The sequence below is a fragment of the Bradyrhizobium sp. SZCCHNS30572 genome, from assembly GCF_032484415.1.
GTDB lineage: Bacteria > Pseudomonadota > Alphaproteobacteria > Rhizobiales > Xanthobacteraceae > Bradyrhizobium.
The window spans coordinates 531,515-549,224 of sequence record NZ_JAUESY010000006.1 but is presented as its reverse complement, the minus strand read 5'-3'; the positions used below and the strand labels follow the sequence as shown (position 1 = coordinate 549,224).

At 67.5% G+C, this 17,710-nt stretch carries 11 protein-coding genes; 9 read left to right on the top strand and 2 right to left on the bottom strand.

Going from position 1 to position 17,710, the window contains the following annotated elements; all coding sequences use genetic code 11:
- Positions 1-221: 221 nt before the first annotated feature.
- Positions 222-812: a TetR/AcrR family transcriptional regulator gene (locus QX048_RS19570; protein ID WP_315717889.1), complete on the bottom strand. Its 591-nt coding sequence runs from the start codon at positions 810-812 to the stop codon at positions 222-224.
- Between the two features lie 196 nt (positions 813-1,008).
- On the opposite strand from QX048_RS19570, the gene QX048_RS19565 reads away from it, so the two are divergent.
- The 3 genes from QX048_RS19565 to QX048_RS19555 are packed head-to-tail and all read left to right on the top strand — an operon-like array spanning position 1,009 to position 4,812.
- Entirely contained in the window at positions 1,009-1,503 is a 495-nt protein-coding gene (locus QX048_RS19565; RefSeq protein ID WP_316191822.1) for a (2Fe-2S)-binding protein, read from the top strand.
- Positions 1,500-2,558, top strand: coding sequence for a xanthine dehydrogenase family protein subunit M (locus QX048_RS19560; RefSeq protein ID WP_316191823.1), 1,059 nt, complete (start codon positions 1,500-1,502; stop codon positions 2,556-2,558). Before QX048_RS19565 ends, QX048_RS19560 begins: the two co-directional genes overlap by 4 nt.
- Positions 2,548-4,812 carry a xanthine dehydrogenase family protein molybdopterin-binding subunit gene (locus QX048_RS19555; protein WP_316191825.1) on the top strand — a complete coding sequence of 755 codons (2,265 nt, stop codon included), beginning with the start codon at positions 2,548-2,550 and terminating at the stop codon, positions 4,810-4,812. The genes QX048_RS19560 and QX048_RS19555 overlap by 11 nt, the downstream gene beginning before the upstream one ends.
- Before the next feature lie 81 nt (positions 4,813-4,893).
- Here the strand turns inward: QX048_RS19555 and QX048_RS19550 are convergent, their stop codons facing one another.
- A complete protein-coding gene (locus tag QX048_RS19550) occupies positions 4,894-6,882 on the bottom strand; it encodes a methyl-accepting chemotaxis protein (protein WP_316191826.1) in 1,989 nt (662 codons plus the stop codon).
- A gap of 286 nt (positions 6,883-7,168) precedes the next feature.
- Between QX048_RS19550 and QX048_RS19545 the strand changes: the two genes are divergently transcribed.
- The 6 genes from QX048_RS19545 (at position 7,169) to QX048_RS19520 (ending at position 17,705) form a co-directional block, all read left to right on the top strand.
- Positions 7,169-7,480, top strand: coding sequence for a hypothetical protein (locus tag QX048_RS19545; RefSeq protein ID WP_316191827.1), 312 nt, complete (start codon positions 7,169-7,171; stop codon positions 7,478-7,480).
- 219 nt (positions 7,481-7,699) lie between these two features.
- Entirely contained in the window at positions 7,700-8,434 is a 735-nt protein-coding gene (locus QX048_RS19540) for a porin family protein (RefSeq protein ID WP_315717895.1), read from the top strand.
- A 243-nt stretch (positions 8,435-8,677) separates the two neighbouring features.
- Positions 8,678-10,816, top strand: a complete 2,139-nt coding sequence (locus tag QX048_RS19535) for a methyl-accepting chemotaxis protein (protein WP_315827995.1) — start codon at positions 8,678-8,680, stop codon at positions 10,814-10,816.
- Between the two features lie 274 nt (positions 10,817-11,090).
- Positions 11,091-12,149 (top strand): MBL fold metallo-hydrolase, encoded by a 1,059-nt coding sequence (locus tag QX048_RS19530; RefSeq protein ID WP_315717897.1) that lies wholly within the window; start codon positions 11,091-11,093, stop codon positions 12,147-12,149.
- A 209-nt stretch (positions 12,150-12,358) separates the two neighbouring features.
- Positions 12,359-13,588: a 5-aminolevulinate synthase gene (hemA, locus tag QX048_RS19525; protein ID WP_315717898.1), complete on the top strand. Its 1,230-nt coding sequence runs from the start codon at positions 12,359-12,361 to the stop codon at positions 13,586-13,588.
- A 598-nt stretch (positions 13,589-14,186) separates the two neighbouring features.
- Positions 14,187-17,705: a PAS domain-containing hybrid sensor histidine kinase/response regulator gene (locus QX048_RS19520; RefSeq protein WP_315827994.1), complete on the top strand. Its 3,519-nt coding sequence runs from the start codon at positions 14,187-14,189 to the stop codon at positions 17,703-17,705.
- Positions 17,706-17,710: the final 5 nt, after the last annotated feature.

Here is a 17,710-nt window from a genome sequence, read left to right as displayed (position 1 = left end):
CATACTCACAGGTCTTGGTGGTGGAGCGAGAGGGCCGTACAGAGGCACTGCGAATTTCAGCAACAGAACGTGGTTATGGATTCCGGGCTCGCGCTTCGCGCGCCCCGGAATGACGATGGAGGGAGCATCCGGATCTACGGAGTATCGCCCGGACGAGAGTGCCGTCGGACGTGTCGGCCCGGGCAAGTCAATGAGCGGCTAATACGCAGCGCGAGGCAATCTCACGCCCGCCCCTTCCCCACCCGCAGCCCATCCACGAACACATCCAACAGCCGCAGCACGCTCTGCTGCCAGCCGGTCTGGTCGTGCATGTAGCACATGCCGATCAGCGCGCGCAGGACGTCGTCGGCGCTGATGTCGCTGCGGATTTCGCCGGCCGCGACGGCACGCGCCAGCAGCGCGCCGATCGAGCGGGTGAGGTGGCCGTGCGAATAGGCCGCGAGCTCGGAGTTCGCGTTCATGACGATCGCGAGCGCGGCCATCATGCCCTTCTTGGTGGCGACGAACTGCACCGTCGAGCGCAGCCAGCGGCGGAGCGCCTCGACCGCCGACGGCTCGCTCTTCAGCTCTTCCGCAAGCTCGGCGAGCTGCTCGACCTCGCGCCGGTACACCGCTTCGAACAGATCCTCGCGGGTGGGGAAATGGCGATACAGCGTGCCGATGCCGACGCCGGCCTGACGCGCCACCGCCTCCAGGCTGGCCTCGGCGCCGCCGACGCTGAACACCGCCTTGGCCGCCTCGAGCACGCGCTCGCGGTTGCGCTGCGCATCGGCGCGCGGCTTGCGATGGCGGTCTTGTGGTTTCGTCTCCATCTCACCAGCTCTTGATGACGGACCGTTCATGTCCCCTTGCTAAACGGAGGAACCCTCCGTATAGATAGACCTGCCACCCGGGACAGCCAACCTTCCTCAGCTGTCGTCCCGCGGTCGCTGGATCTGGACGGACCATCGCCCGTAAGGCGGTGCCCGCTGCGATCCGATTAGGCCATCGCTTCGATCGGAACAACGCATGAATTGGACTGTCAGACTCACCGTCAACGGTGAGCCGCGAACGCTTGCGCTCGACGACCCCAGGGTCACCCTGCTCGACCTGCTGCGCGAGCGCCTCCACCTCACCGGCGCCAAGAAGGGCTGCGACCGCGGCCAGTGCGGCGCCTGCACCGTCCTGGTCGACGGCCGCCGCATCAATTCCTGCCTGACGCTGGCCGTCAGCCTCGACGGCGCGGCGATCACCACCATCGAAGGACTCGCGCAAGGCGACCGGCTCCACCCGGTGCAGGAAGCCTTCATCGCCCACGATGCCCTGCAATGCGGCTTCTGCACGCCCGGCCAGATCATGAGCGCGGTCGGGCTCATCAACGAAGGTCACGCCGGCGGCGATCCGGAGCGCGTGCGCGAAGGCATGAGCGGCAATCTGTGCCGCTGCAGCGCCTATGTCGGCATCGTCGAGGCGGTGCTCGACGCCCAGGCGACGCTCGCCGAGGACAAGGAGCGCGCGGCATGAACCGGTTCGACTATGTGAAGCCGTCGACCGTCGCGGAGGCGGTCGCAGCGGCCAGCGCGCCCGGCGCGGCCTATCTCGCTTCGGGCACCAACCTGCTCGATCTGATGAAGGGCAATGTCGTCAGGCCGGCGCGGCTCGTCGACATCTCGCAGATCAAGGAGCTGACGCGGATCGAGACGCTCGGCAATGGCGACGTCCGGATCGGCGCGCTGGTCCGCAATGCGGACCTTGCGCATGACGCGGCCTTCGCGCGCGATTTCCCGGCAGTCGCCGAAGCGCTGCTGTCGGGCGCCTCGGCACAGTTGCGCAATGCGGCCACCGTCAGCGGCAATCTGCTGCAGCGGACACGCTGCGCGTATTTCTATGATCCGGCCTCGGCCTGCAACAAACGCACGCCCGGCGCAGGCTGCGACGCGCGCGGGGGCGACACCCATCAGCACGCCGTGCTCGGCTGGAGCGAGGCCTGCATCGCCACCAACCCCTCGGACTTCTGCGTGCCGCTCGCCGCGCTCGATGCGATCGTCGAGATCGAAGGCGGCTCCGGCCGGCGCGAGGTCGCGCTGGAGGCGCTGCATCTCCTGCCCGGCACCACGCCGGAGCGCGAGACCGTGCTCGCGCCGGGCGAGATGATCGTCGCGGTCCGGCTGCCCGCGGCGGCGCGGGCGTTCGCAAGGCACGCGCGCTATCTGAAGGTGCGCGAGCGCAATTCCTATGCGTTCGCCGTCGTCTCCGCCGCGGCCGGTCTCGTGATCGAGAACGGCGCGATCAAGCACGCACGCCTGGCGCTCGGCGGCGTCGCTGCCAAGCCGTGGCGCGCCCACCAGGCCGAAGCGCTGCTCGCAGGCCAGCCGGCTATGCCGCACACATTCCAGCAGGCTGCCGACATCGCGCTGCGCGATGCAAAGCCATCCGGCGACAACGCCCACAAGATCCCTCTCGCGCGCAGCCTGATCATGCGCGCGCTTGCCGCCGCTGCGCAAGGCACGCCGTCGCGCGTGCCGGCGCTGCCGGCCTCTCCCTTCTCCGCCGTTCCAGGAGCACTTCATGACGCCTGAGCTCAATCTCTCCCGCGATCCCGCCCATGTCAGACACGGCTCCAACATCGGCCAGCCGCTGTCGCGCGTCGATGGCCGTGCCAAGGTCACCGGCACGGCGCGCTATGCCGCCGACAACAATCCGCCCGGCCTGCTCTATGCCGTGCTCGCCGTCTCCAGCATCGCGCGCGGCCGCGTCGTCGCGCTCGACGTCGACGCCGCCAAGGCGCATCCCGGCGTGGTCGAGGTGATGACCTCCGCCAACCGGCCGCCGCTGCACGCCGATCCCGACGGCAAGCCGAACCCGTTCGCATTCCGCTTCGAGGCGCTGCAGAACGACCGTGTGCGCTACGCCAACCAGCCGATCGCGCTGGTCATTGCCGAAAGCCTGGAAGCCGCGACCGAGGGCGCCGCGCTGCTGTCGCCGCGCTACGAGGCCGAGCCGGCCCGCATCGGTCTCGATGCCGCCGACGCCTATGTGCCGCCTGTCGTCGGCATGGGTTTTCCCGCCGAGAGCCATCACGGCGATGTCGAGGCCGCGCTGGCGGGCAGCGACAAGCAGATCACCGCGATCTACGAGACCCCGCCGCATTATCACAACGCAATGGAGCCGCACGCGATCGTCGCCGAGTGGCAGGGCGACAGGCTCATCATCGACACGCCGACCCAGGGCCTGGTGATGATGCGCGGCCGCGTTGCCGAGCTGTTCGGCATCGCGCCTGAGAACATCCTGATCCGCAGCCCCTATCTCGGCGGCGGCTTCGGCGGCAAGGGCCTGATGGCCGGGCCGCAGGTCCTCGGCATTCTCGCCGCCAAGATGGTCGGCCGCCCGGTGAAGCTGGTGGCGCGGCGCGAGCAGCTCTACGGCCCGTTCGGCCATCGCTCGCCGACCCGGCAGACGCTGCAGCTCGGCGCCAGCAGCACCGGACAATTGTCGGCGATCCGTCACCACGCGAGGATCGCAACCTCCAGCTTCGAGGACTTCTACGAAGCGGCGGCGCATGTGACGCACACGCTCTATGCCGCGCCGGCGATCGCGACGACCTATGACGCGGTACGCATGGACACGGGCACGCCGCTGTTCGTGCGCGCCCCCGGAATCGCGCCGGGATCGATCGCGCTGGAGAGCGCCGTCGACGAAATGGCGGAAGCCTGCGGCCTCGATCCGCTCGCCTTCCGGGTCAAGAACTACGCCGAGGTCGAGCCGGCCACGGGCAAACCGTTCTCATCCAAGGCGCTGCGCGAGTGTTACACGCAAGGCGCCGAGCGATTCGGCTGGTGGGAGCGGCCGCTGAAGCCGCGGATGATGCGCGACAAGGACGGCTTCCTGGTCGGCTGGGGCATGGGCACGGCGACGTTCCATGCGCTGATGTTCGCGGGCCAGGCCCGCGCGGTGATCCGGCGCGACGGCACCGGCGTCGTGGAGAGCGGCGCGCACGACATGGGCCAGGGCGCCTGGACCGCCTTCGCACAGATCGCGGCAGATTCGCTCGCGCTCGAACTCGACCGGGTGACGTTCAAGGCCGGCACCTCCGACCTGCCGGATGCCGGCATCGCCGGCGGCTCGGCACATACGGCGACGGTCGGTACTGCGATCCACAATGCGGGCGCCGCCGTCATCGCCAGGCTCGCCGAGCTTGCGACATCAGACCAGCGCTCGCCGCTGTTCGGCGCCGGCAACGCCGGCGTGATCGCGCGCAACGGTCGGCTGCTTCGGCGCGACGACGAGGGCCGCGGCGAGAGCTACGCCGACATCCTCGCCCGCGCCGGCCTCGACCAGGTCGAGGGCTCCGGCAGCGGCATGCCGGACCCTGCGGCCAACGAGCAATATGCGATGCATTCACATGGCGCTGTCTTTGCCGAGGTGAAGGTCGATCCCGATCTCGGCCAGGTCCGCGTCACGCGCATGGTCGGCGCGTTCGCGGCGGGACGGATCATCAATCCTAAGCTGGTGAAGAGCCAACTCGTCGGCGGCATGATCTGGGGTATCTCGCTGGCGCTGCACGAGGAGGCGGTCACCGATCGCCGCACCGGGCGGATCATGAATGCCAATCTCGGCGAGTATCATGTGCCGGTGAATGCCGACGTCCCGGCGATCGAGGCCTTCACGGTCGAGGAGCACGATCCGTTCGTCAACCCGCTCGGCGTCAAGGGCGTCGGCGAGATCGGCATCACCGGCTCTGCCGGGGCGGTCGCCAACGCGGTGGCGCACGCGACCGGCATTCGGATCAGGCGCTTTCCGGTGCGGATCAGCGATCTGGTCTCGCGCCAATGACATTGGCGGTTTGACGAAGCCCGTTCGAAGCAATGCCTCCGTTCTCCTGACCGAGAGCGGAGGCAGGCGACCTCGCTCCGTCTAGGCCGCCTGCCGTGCGAAGGTCCGCCTGAACCATGCCAGGAACGCCTCGCGATTTTGGCCGGGGTCGAACTCGACATGCAGCGCGTCCTTGTCACGGGCGCGAACCCGATACGGCACGCTGCCGTCGAAGCCGCTGAATTCCATGACGCCGCGATCGCCGATGCCCGGCTCGGGGTCGAACCGGAACCAGGCGCCGCCTTCGGAAATGTCCACCAGATCGGCCTTCACCGTGCCCCTGCGATCGTCGACGACCTTGATCGACAGGCTCGACTTCAACCGCGGCGACTGACGGCGGTCGGCTTCGGCGGTCGCCGTCCTGACGGCCTTCACCAGCGTGGCACGGAGCGAGGTCAGGCCCGTTGCCACGGAGCCGATGGCATTGCGCACCTCGGCGGCCCGATCGTTGACCATGCCGGCGTCCCTGCCGACATTGCCGATCTTGGACGACACATCGCGCGCCGCGCTGGCCGATGACTGGACCGAGCGGCTGATCTCCTGGGTCGCCGCGTGCTGCTCCTCCATCGCCGCGGCGATCGAGGCTGCGACCTCGTCGATCTCGGAAATCTGGCTGCCGATGCCTTCGACGACGTCGACGGTCGCCTGCGTGGTGGTCTGCACCTCGCCGATCAGCCGCGAGATCTCCTCGGTCGATTTGGCGGTCTGATCCGACAGCGATTTGACCTCGGCCGCAACCACGGCAAAGCCGCGGCCGGCATCGCCGGCGCGCGCGGCCTCGATGGTGGCATTGAGCGCCAAAAGGTTGGTCTGCTCGGCAATGCCGCCGATCAGGTTGGAGACCTCGGCGATCTTGTCCACGGCCGTGGACAAGGAGAGCATCGTGTTCTTCGCCTTCTCGCGCTCGGTCACCGCCGATTTGGTGATCGTGCTGGCGCGCGCCACCTGGCTCGAGATCTCGCGGATCGCCGAGCTCAGTTGCTCGGCTGCCGACGAGACCGTCTGGGCATTGGAGAGCGACTTCTCCGAGGCTGCGGCCACCGATTGCGCATCGGTCGACAGCTCCTCGGCCAGTTTCGAGAGGCCTGCGGCGACGGCCTCGACCTGGCGCGATGCGCCGGCCGCAGCTTCGACGGACGTCTCGGTCTCGCGCTCGATCACGTCGGCCATGTCGAGCATGGCGCGCTTCTTATGCTCCTCGGCGGCCGCACGATCGCGCTCCTGCCTGTCGCGCAGGCTCGCGTTCTCGAGCGCGTTGGTCTTGAAGATGCTCAGCGCGCCCGCCATCGCGCCGATCTCGTCGCCGCGTTCCGAATAGGAAATGTCGGCCGACAGATCGCCCTCGGCGATCCGCCGCATCAGCCCGGTCATGCGCGACAGCGGACGGACGACGCCGATCACCAGCCCCGACATGCCGGCGACGACCAGAGCCAGAACGATGCCGGACACGGTCCACACAATGATGGAGATGCTGCGATCCTGGGTCGCCGCCGTCGCCTCCATGTCCGAATTCAGCTTGTTCGCCTTGTCGACCAGCGTATCGATCACCGCGCGGTGGGCGGCGTAGGCTTCGGCCAGCCGGGCATAGGCGGCATCGGCCTTCGCCATGTCGCCGGAGCGCAGCGCCGGGATCAACTCGGCCTCCAGGGCCTGCCAGAATTTCCGGACCTCGCCGTCCGATCGTTCGACCAGCAGCGATTTCAGATCGGACGGCAGCGCCGAGCCGGTCCAGAACGTCTTGCGATCCTCATAGTCCTTCTTCAGTTGCGCCAGCTTATTGACGTGCGTGTCGAGGTCGTTCGGCGTCCGGAGTGCGAGGGTCGCCTCGAGATAGGCCTCGAGCACATATTCAGGCGGCGGCAGGATGTCGGCCACCAGATCATTGCCGAGCTTGATCTTGTCGTAGAGGGGCCCGCCGACCTTGAGCTCGCGCAGCGCATAGGCGCTGGTCAGCACGACCGCACCGAAGCCGAGTGCGAGCACAAGGCCAAAAGCCGCAATGAACGTGGAAATGGAGAGACGCATCTTCATGTCGGCGGCACATTCGCTGGAGGGTGGACTGCACCCGCCGTCGCCCCGCCGGAGCCCTCTCCGCTCGCTTGCATGGAGCTGGTCCGTCCGGAACGACCGGCATCGAGTCGTTAATTTGATCCAGCGTGCACAACCTTTTCTCAGGGAAGGTAAATTTCCGCCTCCGTAGAAATGCGGTCCAGCCCGTTTCGGCCGAGGATGCAGGCGCTCCTCCCACTATGACCTGGCGCAAGGCGGCGGGAGGCGGATCTGCGAACATTCATGCATCGCCGCTTCAGGAGCCACCATGTCGAAACCCATCCCGGACAAGGCCGAGATCGCGCTCGAATATCCCGACAAGTTCTATGCCGGCACGTTCGAGCATTCCTCGCGGTTCGAAGCCCATCTCGAATCATCCGGCCTGGCATTGACCCTGGAGCGGCCCGGCCCAGAGGACGTCCGCAAGTCGATCCATATGCACCTGAACTTCGGACTGCTCGCCGCGATTCTGCACGAGCTCGCCGCCGGCATCGCTTCGATGCCCAAGGACGACCTCGTTCATCGCGAGCAGCTGCGCGACGCAGTCGCGGCCCTGCATCGAGCTCTTAACGCGCCTTAACCGGTTGTGCCGCGGCGGCACAAAGGGGCCCGGCGTTAACTCCCGGTTCAGCCTTCGTTAGTGCATTGCTAACTACGCCAGAACCTTTGCCCGGAGAAGGTCGGGTTGGAGGCCGGTGTGCTGCGGGAGTGACAGCATTTTATTCAAAAGCGATCTATCTCCGATGCATCGACGGCGCGCGATGCGCGAGCCTTGTTAGTTGAGTATCGGAGACCCGCCATGAAGAAGATCCTGTTCGCAACCGTTGCCGTCGCCGCGCTGGCTTCGGCCCAGTCCGCTGTCGCCGCCGATCTCGGCGCCCGGACCTATCCTTACGCCACCAAGGCGCCGCCGGCTTACGCCGCCCCGATCTACAACTGGACCGGCTTCTATCTCGGCGCCCATCTCGGCGGCGCGTTCTCGAGCGACAACAACTTCTCCGGCCTCGCCACCGGCAACAACTCCAACGGCCGCTTCCTGGGCGGCTTGCAGGTCGGCGCCGACTGGCAGTTCGCACCGACCTGGGTGATCGGCGCCGAGGGCCAGTACAGCTGGCTGAGCGGCAGCGTCGGCGCCGCCTTCCCCGGCGGCCTCGTCTACACCAACAGCCAGCGCGGCCTCGGCTCGATCACCGGCCGCTTCGGCTATACCTGGGGTCCGGGCCTGCTCTACGTGAAGGGCGGCTACGCCTATTCCGACAACAACGAGAAGGTGACGTTCGCCGGCACGCCGGTCGGCTTCGCGACCAATGGCGACCATCGCAACGGCTGGACCGTCGGCGGCGGACTCGAATACATGTTCGCGCCGAACTGGTCGGCCAAGGCCGAGTATCAGTACTACAATTTCGGCAGCGCCACCTTCACGGCGCCCGCCGCGCTGGTGCCGACCGGCAGCTTCACCACCGACGACCACACCTTCAAGGCTGGCGTGAACTACCGCTTCAACTGGGGCGCTCCGCTCGCGGCCCGCTACTGATCCGCAGGCGTCAAATAACAACAAACGACGGGAAGGCCGGCAGCGATGCCGGCCTTTTCTGTCATAGGTTATCGAAAGCGCGGCCCAACAATCCCTTCCGTCCCGTTAAATGCCGCACGGTGAAATGCGAAAATGCGAGAAAACTCAGCACTGCCCGAGTAGTTTCCCGGATTTGTTAACCGCCCGCCGCGATACTGCCTGCAAGCAACAGCTCCAAGTAGTGCATATCGGGGGACACCAGAGATGGCGATTCGGTTCAGCTTCAGCAGGGTGCTCGGAGTCCTGCGACCCAGATGGGGCGTCCGCGGCAGCCTGTTCGCAGCCTTCGCAGTGATCGCGAGCATGGCGATCGCGATCAGCGTCGCTGCGGGACTGATGCTGCGACACGTCGGCGGCACCATGGTCGAACTCTCGGGCCGCGAGATTCCGCGCCTGACCTCGAGCCTGCAGCTGCTGGCGCAGAGCTCCGGCCTGGCCAGCCTCGGCCCGGCGCTGCTGCAGTCCCAGAGCGAGGACGCGCTCAACGAGCGCCTGAAGAAGATGCAGGAGATCCAGAAGACCACGCAGGAGCGCCTGAGCGAGATCAGCGCGCTCGGCGCCGCGAAGAGCGTGGTGGCTCCGCTCGCCGAGACCATCAAGAACATCAACGAGGCCAATCAGAGCCTGGTGTCCGCCGCACGCGAGCGTCTCGAAGTCGCGGCCCTGCACAACAAGCAGTATGACGCGTTGCGCAAGGCGCAGGCGGACTTCACTGCCGCCGCCAACGAGCCGATGCTGGATGCCCAGACGCAGCTCAACGCCGTGCTCGGCGCGGCCGAGGTGTCGGCGGACGACGCGACGGCGGCCGCACGGTTCGTCGAGCAGCTCGGCAACGTGATCGCGTCCGGCAACCTGCTGGTGGCGCAGATGGCCGCCGCGCTATCGGCCAACGACAGCGACACGCTGGAGACGATCGAGCGGCAGTTCAAGGAGGCGCTGGCGCAGCTCAAATCCAATCTCGAATTGCTGCCGACCGGCCGCAGCACCAAGGCAATCCACGATGCCGCGCTGAAGCTCGCCGCACTCGGCGAGGGCAAGGCCCGCGTGTTCAAGACGCGCGAGAAGGAGCTCGACGCCAACGATTACGGGCAGACCGTGCTGGAGGAGACGCGCAAGCTCAATGTCGGTCTCGACATCAGCGTGCAGCAGCTCGTCGAAGGCGTGCGCAAGTCGACCGAAAGCACCACCGGCACGGCGGGCCGTGACATCGAGCTGGCAACGCTCGGCATGGCCGGTGCCGGCGCAGCCACGCTGCTCGGCTCGGTGCTGTTCGTCTGGCTCTATGTCGGCGGCAACATCCTGCGCCGGATCAAGCGGCTGCAGCAGGCGATGCAGACGCTGTCGAGCGGCGATCTCGACACCGAGATTGCGGCCTCGAAGCAGCGCGACGAGATCGGCACGATGGTCGACACCCTGCAGGTGTTCCGCGAGAACATGGTCCGTGCCCGCACCCTGGCCGCCGAGCAGGACCGCGAGAATGCCGCCAAGGCCGAGCGCGCCGCGCGCATGGAGGCCCAGATCGCCACGTTCGAGGCGACGGTGCGCAGCGCCCTCGGCACGCTGCAGAACTCCGCCACGGCCATGCAGGCGACCGCGCAGAGCATGTCACAGACCGCCGACCAGTCCAACTCGCTGGTCAATGCGGTCGCGGCGGCTGCCGAGGAGACCTCGGTCAACGTCCAGACCGTGTCGGCCGGCACCGAGCAATTGTCGTCGTCGATCGCGGAGATCAGCCGCCAGGTCGTGACCTCGGCCCAGATCGCCAAGAAGGCGGTCGAGGAAGCCGGCGCCACCGATTCGACGATGCAGGGGCTCGCCGACAACGCGAGCCGCGTCAGCGTCGTCGTCGACCTGATCCAGGCGATCGCCTCGCAGACCAACCTGCTCGCGCTCAACGCCACCATCGAGGCGGCGCGCGCGGGCGAGGCCGGGCGCGGCTTCGCGGTGGTCGCGCAGGAGGTGAAGAGCCTGGCGAGCCAGACCGCCAAGGCCACCGACGAGATCCGCACCCAGATCGCAGGCATGCAGCAGGTCGCCTCGTCGGCCGTGTCGGCGATCCGCAACATCGGCGAGACCATCGCCGAGATCGACAACGTCACCACCGCGATTGCCGCCGCCGTGGAGCAGCAGGGCACCGCGACGCACGAGATCGCCCGCAACATCCAGCAGGCGGCCTCCGGCACCACCGAGGTCTCCAACAACATCACAGGCGTCTCCAGCGCCTCGGCCCAGGCCGGCACCTCCGCCAACGAGGTGCTCAGTGCCTCCGAAGCGCTGCGGCGCGAGGCCGACACCCTGCGCGCCGAGGTCGATGCGTTCCTGACCAACATCCGGGCGGCGTAGTTGCTACTCGCCGGTCATTCCGGGGCAATCGTCAATGCGCTTTACGCATTGGCGATTGAACCCGGAATCTCGAGCTGATGAGCGCAAGACAATCTCGCGATTCCGGGTTCGAGGCCTGCGGCCTCGCCCCGGAATGACGGGGGCGTGGCGAAGCAGAAGGCGTCGAGGCAGGTCATGCTGGCGCGACCCGACGCAGCTTCCGTACCCCGGAATGCCGTCCAGCCATGTGTTTTTCGGCTGGCGCTCGCGCGCGGCGGCCGTTAATCGATGAGGCATGACGAAGACAGACACCGTTCACTCCTCCGCCGAAGCCCTGCGCTATCCCTGGGAGCAGCATCCCGGTGAGGATCAGGTCGTCGAGGTCGCGCCCGGCGTGCTGTGGCTGCGCCTGAAGCTGCCGTTCCGCCTCAACCATGTGAACATCTATCTGCTCGCCGATGGCGATGGCTGGGTCGCGGTGGACTCCGGCTTCGGCAACGAGGAGTCGATCGCCGCCTGGACGCGGCTGCTCGATGGCCCGCTCAAGCACGTCAAGATCAGCCGGCTGATCGTGACGCATTCGCATCCCGACCATGTCGGGCTCGCCGGCTGGATCGTCGAGCGCTTCAATTGCCCGCTGGTGATGTCGCAGGTCGAGTACCTGCAGTCGGTCTATCACCAGAACCGCGGCACCGAGGAGCGCCGCAATGCCCAGCGGCTGTTCTTCCGCCGCCACGGCATGGACGAGACCCTGACCGACAAGCTGCTCGGCCGCGGCCAGGAATATCTGCAGCGCGTCTCGGTGCTGCCGGCCTCCTACCGCCGCATCTCCCATGGCGACGAGATCCAAATCGGCAGCCGGCGCTTCAAGGTCATCACCGGCGGCGGGCACGCGCTCGACCAGGTCATGCTGTACTGCGCCGCCGACAAGCTGTTCCTGTCCGCCGACCAGGTGCTGAGCAAGATCTCGCCCAATGTCAGCGTCTGGGCGGTCGAGCCCGACCAGAACTCGCTCGGCGAATATCTGGCCTCGCTGGCGAGCCTCACCACCACCCTGCCCTATGACGTGCTGGTGCTGCCAGGCCATGGCGTGCCGTTCTACGGGCTGAAGACGCGCATCAAGCAGCTCGCCGACCACCACGAGGAGCGCTGCCGGATGATCGCCGACGCCTGCCGCGACGAGCCGAAGACCTCGGCGCAGCTCGTGCCGGTCGTGTTCCACAAGCACGTGCTCGACCCGCACCAGATGGGCTTCGCCGCCGGCGAGCTGATCGCCCATGTCAACTACATGCTGGTCGAGGGCCGCCTGACCAGCCAGACCATCGACGGCGTGCTGCATTATCGCACCACCTGAGGCTGCGGGGCCGCGACGCCGCCGCGTCGCCGCAATCCCGGCGCCGTTCGGCCGAGATCACTCCCCCCTTGGACAAATCGCCCAATTCCCGCCTTGGGATTCCGGCTCGACAGCCGCTCTGGAAACGCTCTAAGAAGACCTCACGCCACGCATGCCGCGAGGTTTTCGCTTCAGGTGCTGCACTGCAGCGCGCCAGTTCGGGTTTCGTGATGGACTACAGCCAGTACTTCAGTGCCGCCCTCGGTCGCCTGCATGATGAGCGTCGCTACCGAGTCTTCGCCGATCTCGAACGCATCGCCGGCCGGTTCCCGCACGCGACCTGGCACTCGCCGAGCGGACCGCGCAATGTCGTGATCTGGTGCTCCAACGACTATCTCGGCATGGGCCAGCACCCGAAGGTGGTCGGCGCGATGGTCGAGACCGCAACCCGCGTCGGCACCGGCGCCGGCGGCACCCGCAACATCGCCGGAACCCATCATCCCCTGGTGCAGCTCGAGGCCGAGCTCGCCGACCTCCACGGCAAGGAAGCGGCGCTGCTGTTCACCTCCGGCTACGTGTCGAACCAGACCGGCATCGCCACGCTCGCCAAGCTGATTCCCGACTGCCTGATCCTGTCGGACGCGCTGAACCACAATTCGATGATCGAGGGCGTGCGCCAGTCCGGCTGCGAGCGCCAGATCTGGCGCCACAACGATCTCGCCCATCTCGAACAGCTCCTGATCGCCGCCGGTCCTAACAGGCCGAAGCTGATCGCCTGCGAGAGCCTGTATTCGATGGACGGCGACGTGGCGCCGCTGGCTGCGATCTGCGATCTCGCCGAGCGCTACAATGCGATGACCTATGTCGACGAGGTGCACGCGGTCGGCATGTACGGCCCGCGCGGCGGCGGCATCGCCGAGCGTGATGGCGTCATGCACCGCATCGACATCCTCGAAGGCACGCTGGCGAAGGCGTTCGGCTGCCTCGGCGGCTACATCGCCGCGAAGGGCGAGATCATCGACGCGGTTCGCTCGTACGCGCCGGGCTTCATCTTCACGACCGCGCTGCCGCCGCCGATCTGCTCGGCCGCCACGGCTGCGATCAAGCACCTGAAATCGTCGAGCTGGGAGCGCGAGCGCCACCAGGACCGCGCCGCACGGGTGAAGGCGGTCCTCAACGCCGCCGGCCTGCCGGTGATGACCAACGACACCCACATCGTGCCGCTGTTCGTCGGCGATCCCGAGAAGTGCAAGCAGGCCTCCGATCTCCTGCTGGAAGAGCACGGCATCTACATCCAGCCGATCAACTACCCGACGGTCGCCAAGGGCACCGAGCGCCTGCGCATCACGCCCTCGCCCTACCACGACGACGGCCTGATCGACCGCCTGGCGGAAGCCCTGCTGCAGGTCTGGGAACGGCTCGGACTCGCGCTGCACAAGAAGCCGCTGGCGGCGGAGTAGTTCCCTCTCTCCGTCATTCCGGGGCGTGCGAAGCACGAGCCCGGAATCCATCGGGCAGCACAGCATGAGGCGACATGGATTCCGGGCTCGCCCTGCGGGCGCCCCGGAATGACGGCGGAAAACGTGGTGGCCCGTTTGCCCCGCGTGCCGCCGAGCTGACCGAGCAACACCCTATCCGTCATTCCGGGGCGTGCGAAGCACGAGCCCGGAATCCATCGGGCAGCACGGCATGAGGCGACATGGATTCCGGGCCCGCCCTGCGGGCGCCCCGGAATGACGGCGGAAAACGTGGTGGCCCGTTTGCCCCGCTTGCCGCCCAGCTGACCGAGCAACACCCTCTCCGTCATTCCGGGGCGTGCGAAGCACGAGCCCGGAATCCATCGGGCAGCACGGCATCAGGCGACATGGATTCCGGGCTCGCCCTGCGGGCGCTCCGGAATGACGGCGGAGACTGCGGGGTCTCCCGCGCTAACGATGACTCCAGCTCCGCGCTCTCTCGGCAAGATCGCTATCGCCCTGCCTCCAGCAACGGGCTAGATTTCCCGGACAACGGGATCAGCCCGGAGCCTTCGAGGAAGACGTCGGAGACGCGTAGGAGATGCTGCACGACTGGGGCGTGATCCTGGCCGCGTTCGGCTATATCGGGTTCCTGTTCCTGGTCGCCAGCCGCGGCAACCGGGCCGGCGAACGGCGGCCGGCAGAGAGCCGCGGTCGGCTGGCCGGGCTGATCTACCCGTTGTCGCTGGCGATCTACTGCACGTCCTGGACCTTCTTCGGCTCGGTCGGCTTCGCCTCCCGCACCAGCGTCGACTTCCTCGCGATCTATCTCGGGCCGATCCTGATGGTCGGCGCCTGCACGCCGCTGCTGCGCCGGGTGATCCGGCTCGCCAAGTCGCAGAACATCACCTCCGTTGCCGACCTGATCGGCGCCCGCTACGGCAAGAGCCAGGCGGTGGCGGCCACCGTGGCGCTGATCGCGATCATCGGCTCGGTGCCCTACATCGCGCTGCAGCTCAAGGCCGTCGCCTCGTCGCTGCAGACCATCCTGATCGACGACCGCGCCTTCGCCCACATCCCCTTCGTCGGCGACATGGCGCTGATGGTCACCTTGGCGATGGCTGTCTTCGCGGTGCTGTTCGGCACGCGGCAGACCGACGCCACCGAGCACCAGCACGGCCTGATGCTGGCGGTCGCGACCGAGTCGATCATCAAGCTGGTCGCCTTCATCGCCGCCGGCGCCTTCGTCACCTTCTGGATGTTCTCGCCGGTCGAGCTGATCGAGCGGGCCATGAAATCGCCGGAGGCCGAGCGCGCGCTGGAATATGTGCCGGGCATCGGCAATTTCCTCACCATGACCCTGCTGTCGTTCTGCGCCGCGATGCTGCTGCCGCGCCAGTTCCATGTCAGCGTGGTCGAGAACGCCGACGATGCCGAGGTGTCGCGTGCGCGCTGGCTGTTTCCGCTCTATCTGATCGCGATCAATCTGTTCGTGATCCCGATCGCTCTCGCCGGCCTCATCACCTTCCCGTTCGGCGCCGTCGACAGCGACATGTACGTGCTGGCGCTGCCGATCGAAGCCAATTCGCAATGGCTGTCGATCCTGGTCTTCGTCGGCGGCCTGTCGGCGGCGACCGCGATGGTGATCGTCGAATGCGTGGCGCTGTCGATCATGGTGTGCAACGACATCGTCGTGCCCCTGGTGCTGCAGCGCCAGGAGCAGCGCGAGATCGGCCGCGACTTCGCCGGCTTCCTGCTCGGCACCCGCCGCATCGCGATCTTCGCCATCATGGTGATGGCCTATTTCTACTACCGCGCGCTCGGCAACACCCAGCTCGCCGCGATCGGCCTGCTGTCGTTCGCCGCCATCGCGCAGCTCGCGCCGAGCTTCTTCGGCGGCCTGTTCTGGCGGCGCGCGACCGCGCGCGGCGCGATGGGCGGCATGCTGGTCGGCTTCGCCGTCTGGCTCTACACGCTGTTCATCCCGAGCTTCCTCGACACCTCCACCGCCGGCATCCTGTTCCTGCAGCACGGTCCGTTCGGCTTCGAGCCGCTGCGGCCGCAGGCGCTGCTCGGCACCGATTTGCCGCCGCTGCTGCACGGCGTGCTGTGGAGCCTGTCGCTCAATCTCTTGACCTACGTCGTGCTGTCGCTGGCGCGGCAGCCGTCGTCGATCGAGCTGTTGCAGGCCGACATCTTCGTGCCGGCCGAGCTGACGCCGAGTGCGCCGAGCTTCCGGCGCTGGCGCTCGACCGTGACGGTGCAGGACATCCAGAGCACGGTCGGCCAATATCTCGGTCCCGACCGCGCCCGCGCCTCGTTCGAGGCGTTCGCCGCCCAGCGCAACCTCCCGCTCGATCCGGCCGCGCCGGCCGATTTCGAGCTGCTGCGCCATGCCGAGCACCTGATCGCCTCCTCGATCGGCGCGGCGTCGTCGCGCCTCGTGATGTCGCTGCTCCTGCGCAAGCGCACGGTGTCCGCCAAGGCCGCGCTCAAGCTGCTCGACGATTCCCATGCCGCGCTGCATTTCAACCGCGAGATCCTGCAGACCGCGCTGAACCATGTGCGCCAGGGCATCGCGGTGTTCGACGCCGACCTGCAACTGATCTGCTCCAACGGCCAGTTCGTCGACCTGCTCGGGCTGCCGCCGGATCTGGTGCAGATCGGCAGTCCGTTGAAGGAGATCCTCGAATTCATGGGCACGATCGGCGCGCCCACCTATGAGGACGGCGAGGCGCTGCTGGCGCGGCGGCTCGCCGCCTACACCACCGAAGGCGAGCCCTATCTGGAACGCCTCGCCGACCGCCACATGGTGATCGAGGTCCGCACCAACCGCATGCCGGATGGCGGCCTCGTCATCACCTTCACCGACGTCACGCCCTCGTTCGAAGCCGCCGAGGCACTGGAGCGCGCCAATGCGACGCTGGAGAAGCGCGTCCGCGACCGCACCGAGGAGCTGACGCGGCTGAATTCGGAGCTGGCGCTGGCCAAGAGCGCCGCCGAGGACGCCAACATCTCCAAGACGCGCTTCCTTGCGGCGGCCAGCCACGACATCCTGCAGCCGCTGAACGCGGCGCGGCTCTACGTGACGAGCCTCGTCGAGCGGCAGACGGCCGGCGAGGATTCGCGCCTGGTCGAGAACATCGACGACTCGCTCGAGGCGATCGAGGAGATTCTCGGCGCGCTGCTCGACATCTCCCGGCTCGATGCCGGCGCGATGACGCCGCAGGTCTCGAGCTTCAAGATGGCCGACCTGATGCGCTCGCTGGAGATCGAGTTCGCGCCCGCCGCGCGCGCCAAGGGTCTGGAGCTGGTGTTCGTGCCGTCGTCGCTGCCGGTCGAGTCCGACCGTCTGCTGTTGCGCCGGCTGCTGCAGAACTTCATCTCCAACGCCATCAAGTACACCCCCAAGGGCCGCGTGCTGGTCGGCTGCCGCCGCCACGGCCAGTCGCTGCAGATCGGCGTCTACGACACCGGCGTCGGCATCCCCCCGGTCAAGCGCGGCGAGATCTTCAAGGAATTCCACCGCCTCGAGCAGGGCGCGCGGATCGCGCGCGGCCTCGGCCTGGGGCTGTCGATCGTCGAGCGCATCGCGCGCGTGCTGAACCACGGCATTGCGCTGGACTCGCGGCCCGGCCGCGGCTCGGTGTTCTCAGTGACGGTGCCGATCGCCAAGGCGATCAACCACACCGCCGCCGTCACCACCGCGACCCCGCTGGCGACGACGCCGATTGCGGGCGCCCTGATCGTCTGCATCGAGAACGATCCGGCGATCCTCGACGGCATGAAGACCCTGCTGACGGCGTGGGACGCCGAGGTGATCGCCGTCCCTGATCCGGAGTCCGCGATGGAGGCGATCGCGGCGCGCTACGGCGCCGTCACCGGCCTGCTCGTCGACTACCATCTCGACCGCGGCAACGGCATCGCCGCCATCCGCGACATCCGCCGCCGCTTCAACGAGGCGCTGCCCGCGATCCTGATCACCGCCGACCGCAGCCCCCACGTCCGCGCTGCCGCCCGCGACGACAACATCGCCGTGCTCAACAAGCCGCTGAAGCCGGCGTCGCTGCGGGCGTTGTTGGGACAGTGGCGGATTCAGCAGATGGTGGCGGCGGAGTAAGGGCG

Coding starts and splice junctions, on each gene's coding strand:
- QX048_RS19570 (WP_315717889.1), bottom strand. CDS start 812: ATGGAGACGAAACCACAAGACCGCCATCGCAAGCCGCGCGCCGATGCG.
- QX048_RS19565 (WP_316191822.1), top strand. CDS start 1,009: ATGAATTGGACTGTCAGACTCACCGTCAACGGTGAGCCGCGAACGCTT.
- QX048_RS19560 (WP_316191823.1), top strand. CDS start 1,500: ATGAACCGGTTCGACTATGTGAAGCCGTCGACCGTCGCGGAGGCGGTC.
- QX048_RS19555 (WP_316191825.1), top strand. CDS start 2,548: ATGACGCCTGAGCTCAATCTCTCCCGCGATCCCGCCCATGTCAGACAC.
- QX048_RS19550 (WP_316191826.1), bottom strand. CDS start 6,882: ATGAAGATGCGTCTCTCCATTTCCACGTTCATTGCGGCTTTTGGCCTT.
- QX048_RS19545 (WP_316191827.1), top strand. CDS start 7,169: ATGTCGAAACCCATCCCGGACAAGGCCGAGATCGCGCTCGAATATCCC.
- QX048_RS19540 (WP_315717895.1), top strand. CDS start 7,700: ATGAAGAAGATCCTGTTCGCAACCGTTGCCGTCGCCGCGCTGGCTTCG.
- QX048_RS19535 (WP_315827995.1), top strand. CDS start 8,678: ATGGCGATTCGGTTCAGCTTCAGCAGGGTGCTCGGAGTCCTGCGACCC.
- QX048_RS19530 (WP_315717897.1), top strand. CDS start 11,091: ATGACGAAGACAGACACCGTTCACTCCTCCGCCGAAGCCCTGCGCTAT.
- hemA (WP_315717898.1), top strand. CDS start 12,359: ATGGACTACAGCCAGTACTTCAGTGCCGCCCTCGGTCGCCTGCATGAT.
- QX048_RS19520 (WP_315827994.1), top strand. CDS start 14,187: ATGCTGCACGACTGGGGCGTGATCCTGGCCGCGTTCGGCTATATCGGG.